The sequence below is a fragment of the Pseudomonas mercuritolerans genome (genome assembly GCF_025706525.1).
In the GTDB taxonomy this organism is placed as follows: domain Bacteria; phylum Pseudomonadota; class Gammaproteobacteria; order Pseudomonadales; family Pseudomonadaceae; genus Aquipseudomonas; species Aquipseudomonas mercuritolerans.
The window spans coordinates 194036-206013 of record NZ_JAMSHA010000009.1 but is presented as its reverse complement, the minus strand read 5'-3'; the positions used below and the strand labels follow the sequence as shown (position 1 = coordinate 206013).

The 11978-nt window shown below is 58.7% G+C and carries 9 protein-coding genes; 5 read left to right on the top strand and 4 right to left on the bottom strand.

Annotation, left to right across the window (positions count from 1 at the left end; all coding sequences use genetic code 11):
• Positions 1-88: 88 nt before the first annotated feature.
• The 5 genes from ND528_RS23890 (at position 89) to ND528_RS23870 (ending at position 2745) form a co-directional block, all read left to right on the top strand.
• The gene (locus ND528_RS23890) at positions 89-451 is read left to right on the top strand and encodes a CidA/LrgA family protein (protein ID WP_016773012.1); all 363 of its coding nucleotides are present in this window, start codon (positions 89-91) and stop codon (positions 449-451) included.
• On the top strand, positions 451-1167 hold the full coding sequence (locus ND528_RS23885; RefSeq protein WP_016773013.1) for an LrgB family protein: 717 nt from the start codon (positions 451-453) through the stop codon (positions 1165-1167). The genes ND528_RS23890 and ND528_RS23885 overlap by 1 nt, the downstream gene beginning before the upstream one ends.
• Before the next feature lie 10 nt (positions 1168-1177).
• Positions 1178-1768, top strand: a complete 591-nt coding sequence (locus ND528_RS23880) for an LON peptidase substrate-binding domain-containing protein (RefSeq protein ID WP_137215668.1) — start codon at positions 1178-1180, stop codon at positions 1766-1768.
• Between the two features lie 90 nt (positions 1769-1858).
• On the top strand, positions 1859-2113 hold the full coding sequence (locus tag ND528_RS23875; RefSeq protein WP_130912119.1) for a hypothetical protein: 255 nt from the start codon (positions 1859-1861) through the stop codon (positions 2111-2113).
• Positions 2114-2184: 71 nt separating this feature from the next.
• Positions 2185-2745 (top strand): hypothetical protein, encoded by a 561-nt coding sequence (locus tag ND528_RS23870; RefSeq protein WP_263471359.1) that lies wholly within the window; start codon positions 2185-2187, stop codon positions 2743-2745.
• A gap of 57 nt (positions 2746-2802) precedes the next feature.
• On the opposite strand, the gene ND528_RS23865 is transcribed toward ND528_RS23870, so the two are convergent.
• The 4 genes from ND528_RS23865 to ND528_RS23850 all read right to left on the bottom strand — a co-directional run bounded on the left by ND528_RS23865 (position 2803) and on the right by ND528_RS23850 (position 11969).
• On the bottom strand, positions 2803-4761 hold the full coding sequence (locus tag ND528_RS23865) for a hypothetical protein (RefSeq protein WP_263471358.1): 1959 nt from the start codon (positions 4759-4761) through the stop codon (positions 2803-2805).
• Positions 4762-4872: 111 nt separating this feature from the next.
• Entirely contained in the window at positions 4873-8352 is a 3480-nt protein-coding gene (locus tag ND528_RS23860) for a calcium-binding protein (RefSeq protein ID WP_263471357.1), read from the bottom strand.
• A 69-nt stretch (positions 8353-8421) separates the two neighbouring features.
• Positions 8422-10086, bottom strand: a complete 1665-nt coding sequence (locus ND528_RS23855; RefSeq protein WP_263471356.1) for a hypothetical protein — start codon at positions 10084-10086, stop codon at positions 8422-8424.
• Positions 10087-10652: 566 nt separating this feature from the next.
• Complete coding sequence (locus ND528_RS23850; protein ID WP_137215663.1) at positions 10653-11969, bottom strand: bifunctional DedA family/phosphatase PAP2 family protein; 1317 nt, start codon at positions 11967-11969, stop codon at positions 10653-10655.
• Positions 11970-11978 lie beyond the last annotated feature (9 nt).

Below are 11978 nucleotides of genomic sequence, written 5' to 3'. Positions count from 1 at the left end.
CATGCTTTTGGCGAATGCCGGTCCATAGCGCCGGCATGCTTATAATGCCGAGCCCCTGCTGGCTGAAAATGTAAGACGGAGATGTCGGATGTTGTTACGTGGCCTGACCCTGCTGGTGCTGTTCCAATTGCTTGGCACCGCGCTCAATCATTTGCTGTTGCCGATATTGCCGGGGCCGATCATCGGGCTGCTGCTGTTGCTGGTGTTCCTGATCATTCGCGGTGAAGTCGGCGAGCCGTTGAATCAGGCAGCGGGCAGTCTGCTGCGTTATCTGCCGTTGCTGCTGGTGCCGCCGGCGGTGGGCGTGATGGTGTATGCCACGGCGATTGCTGCGGATTTCTGGGCGATTGTCGGCGCGCTGGTGGTCTCGCTGATCCTGTCGATGGCCTTTGCCGGCGTGCTCATGCAGCGGCTGGTCAAACGTCACGCGCCGCCGGCGGAGGAGTCCTGATGCTGTTTGACTGGCAAGGCGCGTGGGCGTCGGTGATTCATCATCCGCTGTTCGGCATCGGCATCACCCTTGGCGCCTATCAACTGGTGCTGGCGGCGTTCGAGAAAACCCGCTGGATCTTTCTGCAACCGGTGCTGGTCTCCATGTTGTTGGTGATCGGTGTGCTGGTCGGCTGCGGCCTGACCTACGCGGAATACCGCAAGAGCACCGAGATCCTCAGCATCCTGCTCGGTCCGGCCACGGTGGCGCTGGCGGTGCCGCTGTATTTGAATCTGCGGCGCATTCGCCAATTGTTCTGGCCGATTTTTACTACGCTGGTGATAGGCGGGGTAGTGGCAACGGGCATGGGCGTGGCGCTGGGCTGGTGGTTCGGTGCCGATCACATGATCCTGATGACCATGGCGCCGAAATCGGTGACCTCGCCGATCGCCATGCTGGTCGCCGAGCAGATCGGCGGCGTGGCGGCGCTGGCAGCGGTGTTTGTGCTGATCACCGGAGTGATCGGCGCGATCTTCGGCCCGGCGCTGCTGACCCGCCTTGGCGTGCACAGCCCCGAAGCGCGCGGCATGGCGCTGGGCATGACCGCGCATGCGGTCGGCACGGCGGTGGCGATGCAGGAAAACGATGAGTGCGGCGCGTTCGCCGCGCTGGCGATGAGTCTGATGGGCGTGGCCACGGCGGTGTTCCTGCCGTTGGCGGTGTCGATGGTGGTGTAAGGAAATGTCTATGAGTCTGCCGCTTTTTCCGCTGAACACGGTGCTGTTCCCCGGCTGCAATCTCGACTTGCAGATCTTCGAGGCGCGCTATCTCGACATGATCGGCCGCTGCATGAAGCAGGGCGTCGGTTTCGGTGTGGTGTGCATCCTTGAGGGCAGCGAAGTCGGCGTCGCGCCGGAAGGTTTTGCGCTGGTCGGCTGCGAGGCGCGGATCACCGATTTCCAGCAACAGGACAACGGCCTGCTCGGCATTCGTGTCCAGGGCGGGCGGCGTTTCACCGTGTTGCGCACCGAAGTACAGCGCGACCAACTGATTCTGGCCGACGTCGAATGGCTCGACGACGAGCCCGAGCAACCGTTACAGGACGAGGACGCCGACCTGGTCGCGCTGCTCAAGGCGCTGGCCGAACACCCGATGGTCGAAGCGTTGGATATGGGCACCGAAGCCGCCGGGCAACAGGCGCTGGCCAATCAGCTTGCCTATCTGTTGCCCTTCGCTGAAGAAGACAAGATCGATCTGCTGCAACTCGACGACCCTCAGCAACGGCTGGATGCAATTCAGGCATTGCTCGATGAGTTGCAGGGCGAGTTGTTTGCCTAGTTGCACTCTGAATCAACTGATCGCTTTTGCCAGCATTGTTCTGATCATGCCTTTGCCTTAGTTTCAAGTTGTCCGCAGGAAGCGGATGACTTGAACAAGAACAAGGACGAAAGCATGACTGTATATGAAGATGAATGGGCGTTCTGGGACGATATTGCCGGCAAGTATATTCTGAAAAATGCCGGTACTGATCATAACGCCGGCCTCGTAATCGAGGCGGCAGCGAATTATGCCGATCGCATGGTAATAGCCCGACGTAAACGCAAGTCTGGAAAGATCCCTGACGGCGATATACCGCGGATGTTGGCAACAGCCGCAACCATCGCGACCGCGACCGCTATTTGATTTTTCCCTTTTCAGTATTTATCTGCCGATGCAGTTGAGTCACGGCAGAGCGTTTATCAGTGGGTAACCCTATGTCTTTGGCAAAAATAAACAATAAGAGCTTCACGGCAAATCTTTATCTGGATGGTCGACCGGTCGTTCTCAATCAACAGCGTCTGCAACAGGTGTTGCGAGACAAGCGGATAACCCTGGGCGAAAAACTGGAGGCTGAGGTAGGACTGACGAGCCTGCGGACATCCAGCTTCATTACGCTGGCTGACCATGAGGATGATGACCCGCTGGTGTTGAAATTCGTTCCTCAGGGTGATTATTACGCAGTCCACCTGGTGCATCCGGGCGCGTTTGACGGTGCGCAGATGTTCATCGAGGACAAGACCCATAACCTGTTGGCAAGCACCAGCGCCCCGCAGCATTACTTTTCAATCAGTACCTATGGGGCGCCGAAGGCTTCCCTCAACGATATCGCTTCCGGTCCGGCACTTATCGAGTTGAACAGCGAGCCGCAGGACAAGCCGCTGTATCGGCAGTTGAGCGATGGCATGAGTTTGTTTCTGGACACAGACCCCAATGTCACAGGGCATAACGCCTTCAACAGCAAACCTGCACGATTGGTGATCAAAGTCGTCAAATAACCTGCAGCTGCAAATTCCTGAAAGGCGCCATTCATTTTCATTGAATGGCGCCTTTTTTCATGGGCGGTAGTGTTCGGCCACAGGCCAGGTCACATCATTGGAACAGGTCTTCCCGCCTTTTGGCAGCTTTAACACGACGCCACCGGATTGGGCTATTTGATCTATCAATCGGTCATAGGCATTGCTTCCATGCCAATACATATCCTCACCATCAGTGCCTGCCCAGGTTGCCTTTTCGATCGCATCCGCATTGTCGCCTGCCTGCCTTAACACATCCTCGACACGCGCTGCCTGGCTCAGATCCGATCGCACCAGCCAGATCCTTTCGGCGCTGATACCCCGGGTGGGCATGGAAATCCGCCCTTCGTAGGTATCCCCCTCAAAGTCCCTGTTATTCAGGTAGATGTTTTCCACCCGCGGGACCACTTCGATGCTGCGAGTGTCGATGACATACATAAAGCCAAGTGCCTGTTTGCGCCGCAGCAATGGGTAATCACGCGAGTTGTCCATCTCAAATGATGTATCCGAATCCTCACCCGAACTGAATCGATTTCCGCTGGATGAGTCACTGTCGGAAAAATGCCCCGCATAGCGGTTGGCCTGGCTGTTGTAGTGGCGGGGGTTGGAATAGTAGTCAAAACTCAAATAATGGACGCCGTCACCCAAAGAAAATGTCGCGCTGAAAGCATGTTTGGTTGTGGTGTCGGAAGGGTTGCCCCGCAACTTCACCAACCGCTTGTCCCGCGCCAGTTCAAAGGGGGTACGCAAATCGGCGCGGAACATTGCAGGGATGTCCGTACGATAAAGATAGTCATGCTTGTTGCGCTTGTAGCCTGCATATTCGAGATAGCTGTTCAGAAAGCTTTCTTCATAACGTTGACTAACGTCAGGCAGATCGCTCTCACCCCCTTCACCTTCTTCTCTAAGCTTCAGACTGAACGGGCCCAGTTCCTCCGCAATGTGCTCGAACCTTTTCTCGTCCGGGCCGTTTTGTGTCATTTGTCTGTGCTGTCCGGCCCACTCCGGGAAGCCGTCTTCCATGTCTGCACGCAAGCGTTTTTGCTGAGCGACGCTCAGATTGTAACTGCGTAAAAGCTCGGCACATTCGCTGCGCGTTTTCTCCGGGTGGGACCACTTCATGGAGTCCAGAAGGAATTTATGATGGTCCTTGATATCCCTGCGTCTTGCCCACGCTGGCGGACCGCCGTTTGCTTGGGCTTCGGTACGAAAGGCATGGATTTGTGCATCGCGCAGGTTATACGCATCCCAGATTTCGCCATCGGTCCAGTGCGCAAGCTGCAAAGGCAAGGAAGGGTCCGGACGTGCCTCGCTCGGGTCTGCTTTGATCAGTCTGCCGTGCTTGTCCCGAAAGGCGAAGCCGACATTCAAACGCGAGGTGACCCGCCCTTGATGGGGCGTTTCCTGCCATTCGTGTACTGCGTAATAGCCTTGCGCATCCGGTACAGCTGCGGAATAGGATCCGGCCCGACGATCGGATGGGTACTCCTCGACGAGCTTGTTCAAGCTCCACAAGTCAGTGTCGGCGACTCGATAAAGAGGCGGTCCGGATGGCACTCGCTCGCTCGGCAGCCTGGCGCGCCAGGCCTTCATCAGGTCGTGATACGCCACCATCACCGTTTGCCCTGCGGCGGTGCCGTCATCATTGGCGATGTCGGCAAACTGACGACCCTTATAAACCCTCAGGCCGTTCGCATTGCAGGCGAGGGTCTGATCGACGCTTTGCAAGTAGAGTTCCAGTGGCAAGCCTGTTGTTCGAGGTCGAGGAGCTTGCGTCTCGCGCATCTGCGAGACCGTGATGTTCGCATCCACTTGTCCGTGATTGTCAAAGGCGCTGGGGCCGGTGCCAGGCGTTTCGTTCAAACCGTCCGGTCTGATTCGTCCTGGCAAATGGAAGTCCAGATCTGTCAAGCGATCGGGTTGTGAAGGACGGGATGTTGAACCGGTGGATGTATCGGCCGTCGGTGAAGGGCGCACGCCTCCTGGTTTTTGTCGCATGAAAAAACTCCTTTTTTACGAGTCAGCCTTCAATGGCAGAGTTGTTCAGGTGCCAGTGGATAGTCGGATCTCCACTGGCAATTTGTTCACATCGCGCTGGCGCGGTCAGATTCAATGGCGGGCGATAAACAGGTCTTCGCGGTTCAAGCGTGTCTGTGGATCAGTCACCGAACTCCAGTAGTTGCTCACCGAGTTGTACACCAGCGTGCCCTGCGTGCCGGGCTGGTAACCGATGTGCGTCACGTACACCCGTGCGGCCAGTTCGCTGCGTTGTCTGTGCTGTTCGATGCCGGCCAGCAGCGCCTCGACGCTGGCGTAGCTGCGGGCATCGATGACGTATAGCTGCAACATTTCGAACAGCAGCGAGACTTCGTAGATATTGCCGGCCGACGTCACCACGCTGACGGACTCCACTGGCGTGTCGACTTCCATCTCCGGCAGTTCAACGGTGACGCTGGCGATGCGCAAGCGATTGCCGTCAAGCCGGATGTCCTCGCGTGTAACGGTCTCACCGAGCGTGCGAGTAAACAGATTCCAGGTGGACGCATTGGCGGTTTTCGCCGCGGCCCCCGGGGTGGCCAGGCGCACGATGCAGTTGCTGGCCAGATAAACGTCGTACGTCGCGCTCTGGCCCTCGAGCAGATAGATTCCTGTGTGCGCACGCTGTTCGATGACCACCTTGCTCGCCTGTGCGGTCAATGCTGGTTTTTCACTGACCAAAGGCCGCGTGAACAGATATTTGCCATTGCGCTTTTTCAACCAGCTGCGTGTGCTGAACAGCCGCGTGCCGGGGTTTTGCGCGTCTTCTTCGTAGTCCAGCTCCGGCACTTGCAGGCGGTAGGAAACTTCATCCTGGAGAACCAGCACGATGTCCTGCGCCAGCAGGGGTGTGGTGACTTTCAGGCTGTTGCGGCCGCTGTATCCCGTCGCTGATGCAATGGTTTGAATCACGCCCTTGAACGCAACCACTTTGGACGGCAGCAGAATCGACAGGCAGATATTCGTGTAGATCAGGTGGGTATTGCCCGAAACTCCGTTACGCAACTCGACGTCATAGCTGATCACCGCGTCGATGATTTCACTGTCCCGGAAGTCGAGATAAACGGTGCGGGCCGTGGCAGGTGCGGTGCGCTCAGCGACGAATTCGACCCGACGGTCCGTGCGTGCAATGAAATATCGATTCAGGCCCTGGCTGTCGATGACTACCTTGCCGTCATTGATGATGGCCGGCGCCGCGGCCGGTCGACCGTTGACGGTCACGGCGACCTCGATGTCCTGACTCAGTGCTTCGCCTGGCTGGGCAGGCAGCAGCGCCAGCAGTTCATATTTGTCTTGTGTGCGGAACAACCATCGGGCGTTTTTCAGTTGGCGCTGGCCGTCGACCATCCGATAGACGTTTTCCAGCGTCAGCACATGTTCGGGTTCGCTGCCATCCTTGCCGCGCAGCGAACTGACGACCAGCGAAGTGCCAATGACCTGCCAGCGCTGAATGACTTCCCGCGGCCAGCCGAATTCGACCACGCTGGAGTGTTCGCCGTCCTCGATGATCGTTGTGCGCATATTGGTATTGGCGATGTAGTAGCTGTCCTCGCCGCTGCCTCCGTCCACCTGACATTCGGTGCCGAAGATGGCAATGATGTCGTTGCCGTCTCCTGCGCTGATGCGGTCGTAACCGTTGGCAGCAATCTGGTTGGCATCGGCGGTACCCGTGACGCGGCTGGTGCCTTTGCGCAGGGTCGAGACGTTCTCGAACGAAGTCAGGTGCGCGACTTCGATTCCTTGCGCCGCTGGGTCCAGGCCGCGCAACGCCACCTTGCCGGTTTGCAGATTGATGTCATGCCCGATGTGGCGCGTGTCGCTGGTCGGGCGGCTGCCTTCGAACGCCACGGTGTCGGCGCCGGCACCGCCGTCGAGCACATTGATGTGCGCCGGTTTGCCTGGCCGGTCCAGTTCCTGCTCAGTGACTTCGTGATGGAACGCATCGTTCCTGTCGCCGCCGGTCAGCGCTTTGTGGCCGTCGCGGTAGGTGAACAGATTGGCCTGGGCCTTGACGCCGACGACGCGGTCATCGCCATCGCCCAGGCGCCAGAAAATGCCTTTGCCTTCGCCCGCGCTGCCGCTGACCTTGCCTTTGAGATCGGCAGGCAAGCCATCGCCGGCATCGATCACATCGTCTGCGCCAACGATGACGGCCTGGCTATCGAGTTTGAACGGCTTCTGTCCGACGCTTTCGTCCCAGACATAGCGCCACAGCTCGACGGATTGCAATTCGGTGCGAAAAGCGCCGTTGACCACGTGCTCGATGGAGTTCTTGTATGCGCCCTCGAGCAGGTCCCTGGCTGACTGTTCGAGCTGTTTTTCATGGTCGCGATAACCTTTGCTCAGCTTGAAGCGATCCATCACCTCCGTGTCCAGTTCCTGGCGGGTGAAAGCGAACCAGCCGGAGCGCAGGCGTTCGAGGCCAGTCAGTTCGATGTAGTCATCGATGTCGTCAACCACCCGCGCGGCCTGATAAATCATCGACCCGGCGATCAGCAGCGCCGCAGCGGCGAGCCCGACCGGGCCGGCGACACTGCCAAACCCGGCCAGCGCAGCGACGCCCAACACCAGACTGATGCCAGCGCCGGCCACGCTCAACGCGCCACTGACGTAGTGATCCTGCGCTTCTTTGCCCGACGCGGCAGCAGCAGCATTGAACGATTTGACCGCATCAATGATGTCGAACGGCAGGGTGATCGCGCTGGCGAACATTCCTGCGCCGCGGCTCATGTATTTGCCCACCGAAGTCAGCGGGAAGTATTTGAAGAGGTTGCCTCCTTGAGTGAGCATCGCGTGGCCAGTCTTGGTCAGACCCTGCTCGATGACCAGCGAGCCGAGTTCGGCGGCAATGGAGCTGCCCTGGAACAGCGCTTCCAGTTTTTCACCCTTTTGCAGCGCATCGGCCATGGCCATATAACCGCTGTAGATGCCAAACCCCTGCAGGCCGACACCTGCACTGCTGGTCAGGTAACTTTTGTATTTGTTGATCCAGCCTGGCGCGTTTTCGAACGTATCGATCCGATGGATATCCAGCTTTTGCGCAGCCTTGCCCAGTTGATTCAGGCGATCGGTACTGCTGCCAGCCGCAATGGGCGAGTCGCTGACGAACATCGGCCCGGCGTCGATGGAGCGTTTGCAGGCGATTTCATAAAAGAGCATTGCCACCAGGCCGCTGTCCGGGACGTCGGCCGCCCTCAAGCGACTTTCGACTGCTGCCGCCTGGAAATTGAGCCCGTCGAGAAACTCTTGATCCGGGACCTTCATGTTGGCGTTTGTCGTGCTGATCAGTTGGCCGTTGACCGTTGCGCCCAGCGCCTGCAGTTCGACCCGACTGGCCATGTACTCGCCAATGCGCAGCGGGCCGAAGTGTTCGTCGAGGGATTGCAGCGTCTGGCTGTGCGAGGCGTCAGCGGGCTCGACGATGGAAGGTGAAGGCACGTGCTCGGGGTTGCCTGTTGCCGGTGCATACGCATTGGCTGAGGCATCAATGGGAGTGACTTGAAGCAGGCGCACATTGGAACTATGCGTCGAGGGTATGATGAGTTTCGCCACGTCTTGATCCTTGAATGGTGTGTATGAAGCTGCGGTTTCCTTACCGGTGTTGCGGGCAAACTGTTTGTTTCAGGGCCAGACGATGTCATGAGCGAATTCGTTTCTGTTGCCTGAAAGCCTGACTATGGGCAGGGCCGCTGCCTCGACCTGGTCGATCAATCGGTCATATTCGAACTGATTGGAGTGTCCGGCATGGGTCGCCGCTTTGATGCGTCCAGCGCTGTCTCCCGCCATGTCGTTGATGTCTGTCACCCTGGCGCCTTTGGTCTGGGCGCTGTTCAGCAGCCAGATACGCTCGGCACTCAGTCCGCTGCGGCTGACAGAGATCAGTCCCTCGAAATCGTCAGAGGGAAACCAGGTCGGCGGCGTTTTGCGGGCGCTGGCGTTGAACATCATGTTTTCTTCATGCGGGACGACTTCAAGGTTGCGGGTGTCGAGGGCGTAGATGAACATTTCCGTCTGCCGGGTGCGGCTGGACCGGTAATCGCGCTCGTGATCCCACGCCACGGGGCTGGCCGGTTCAGACCAGCCGGAAGACGAACTGCTTGGCGAATCGCTGGCATCGCTGTCAGCACTTTCCGAGCTGCTGTCACTGGCATCACGCCCCGGATATTTGTGGGTCTGGCTGTTGAAGCGCAGGTATTCAGGATCCGGCGCGCTGGCATACATCTGGCCCTCATTGAGACTGAAGGTCGCGCTGATCGGCTTGTGCGTAGTGGCGCCGGGTTCATGGTGGTAGCGCGGCAGCATGGTGCCGTCGTTCGCCAATTCGAACGGGGTGCGCTCGTCACCGCGAAACAGCGCAGGAATGTCGGTGCGGTACAGGCAATTGTTCTTGTTGCGCAGGTAACCCAGTGACTTCAGCAGTGCTTCGCGTATTTCGGGGGTCAGACTGTTCTCGGCGTGATACCAGTCGTGGCGGGCATTGCGCTTGAGGTTGAGTTGTTCGACTGCATCCTTGGCGAACTGCTCGAATCGCTGCGGATTGTCGACGTCATCGAGCAAGCGCTGGTGAGCCTGGACCCAGGCCGGTATTGCCAGCCGGTTCTGCATGTCTTGCTGCAGACGCAGCAATTGGCTTGGCAGCAGGTTGAACGACTGCAGATAACGCTCACGCTCCTTGAAGGACATGGCCGGGTGCAGCCAGCGCAGGCTGTCGCGCAGCAGGTCGGTCACCGGGTTGCCCGTGGGCGATGGTTGCGCCCATTGGGGTGGCTGGCCGGTGGTGTGGGCATGCAGACGAAACCTCACGATGTCCTCGCCGTGCAGCCCGTACAGTTGCCAGATTTGCCTGTCGGTCCAGTGCACGAAGTGCGTCGGCTGTGCGTCAAAGCCGCCAGCGGGCGGGTCGACGCGCATGAAGTTGCCATACTCATCCGTGAGAGCGAACAGTGTCTGAGGTGCGCTTGATCCCCCGGACTCGCGCATTTCGAAATAACCCTGGTTGTCTGGCGAGCGCCCCGAGGGCCAGTAGCGGCTCTGGTCGATGGGCTGAGAGGGTGACTGCACGCGCGGTCGTTTTGCCGCAGGCTGTTCCGTCAGGCGCCAGGTCTGGCCCTCGGCATTTTTATACAGGCGCGGTCCGGAAGGGATGCGCTCGGTCAGCAGTTTGCTTCGCAGGGTGCCGGATTCATCGAGGCCGACATGAGTGGTGCGCAGCACGCCGTCGACATACACATCAACGAACTTGCGGTTGACGATCCAGCGAAAGCCTTCTGCGTCGGCGGGGTTCATGCCGCGCAAAAAAGCCTCGGAAAGCCAATAGTCATCTATCGATTTTTCACTCCCTCTATGGGCTGGCATGGGGGTGACTTCGACGGCGGGCAACCTTGGAGTTTCCCCGCTTGATTGCAGGCTGCCAGGACTGTTCGGCAATGTCTGTTGAAAAAAATCCGTGATGCGCGAAAATCCGGGAAGCGCAATGTCGGATCTGCGCGTCCCGGAAGTGCCTGTTTCAGAATGGCGCGTAGCCGTCACGGACGTTTTGCGCGGTAATTTTGGACTCATGATTTGACTCGAAACTGATAGCAACTATAAACATTGTCTGGTGAGATCAATGTTTGAGGATATGTAATCACGCTAATCAAGTTTATTAACCTGGCGTGTGCTTATCAGTATGAAAGGCGCTGGTGTATGAAGTTGGATTTATTATGTAACGCCAATTTTATATTCGTTTCAGCAGGAAAGTTAGCCGGCTTGCGGGTGCGCAAGTAATACAGGTGAATCCAATGGCGGCGCCGCTCTTTTCGAGTGTTTCCGAAGAGCGGCGCTTAATGGTTGATATCTGAAAAGTATTTGTTTCAATAAGCGTAACGCAACAATGTATGCGGCAAGTGGCGCAGTACAAAGAATCCGAACAGTGCAACCATCGATGGCAGGATCAGCCACCAGATCTTGAACGGCATCGCGTTGAGGGACGTCTGTCGTTGGCTCAACCACAGCATCGCGGCACAGACGCAACTGGCGAGCATGGCACCGGCGAGAATGTCGGTTGGCCAGTGCGCCCCCAGATAGACCCGTGACAAGGCAATTGCCAGTGCCGGGATGCAGGCAATCAGCAGCCAGGTCAAACGCATGCGTGGCGGCTGACCGCGACCAGCCAGTACACCCAGCGTCAGGAACAGGGCGAATGCGCCCGAGGCGTGACCGCTGGGCATGCTGTAGGTGGTCAATGGATCACTGAGCACTTCAGGGCGCACCCGGGCGAAGAAGTATTTGGTTCCGGTGTTGGCCATCGCGGTCACCATCATGGTCGCGCCGGCAAATATCGCCTGGCGCCACTGCTTGCACAGCAACAGCAATATGACAAGCAGGGCGCTGAACAGCAGCATGTTGCGGAACTCGCCGATCAGGGTCAGCGTCACGGCGATTTCGTCCAGCGCTGGCTGGCGATGTTCCTGCACCAGAGTCATCACACCGTTGTCGAGCGCGGTGAGGTATGGATAGCCGATAAACAGGCCAATCAGGATCAACAGGCTCATGCCGCCGATCCAGATCGTCGCCCGACGATGACGACGCACGCTGCTGTTGACGCTCAGGCCGACCATCACCGCGATGCTGGCCGCGACAATTCCGGCTTCGAGCCAGAAACCTTCAGGCAATGGCAGGCGGAACGCCGCGCCCGTGGCCCAGCCCGGCAACAGGTAAGCCAGGCTCCAGCCGGCGGCGGCGAGCAGGCTGACGGCGAAGAAGCGCGGGAACGGCATGTCGCACATCCCGGCGACCATCGGCAGCATCGGCCGCAGCGGGCCGATGAAACGCCCGACCAGCAGGCTGGCGATGCCATAGCGCTGGAAGTACGACTCGGCGCCGGCCATCCATTCCGGGTGATGGCGTAGCCCGGGGAGGCGGCGGATGTTCTGGTGGAAATGCCGCCCCAGAAAGTACGAGATCAGGTCGCCGAGGATGCCGCCGAGAAAGCCCAGCAGCAGCGTTTCGCTCAGTGACAGCGCGCCGCTGCCGGCCAGTACCGCCACGGCAAACAGCAGCACCGTGCCTGGCACGATCAGCCCGGCAATCGCCAGGCACTCCACGCACGCCACGAGGAACACCGCTGCGGCCAGCCACTGTGGATTGGCGCCGAGCCATCCGGTGATGCTATCGAGCCATGGGCCCATACAGAAAAA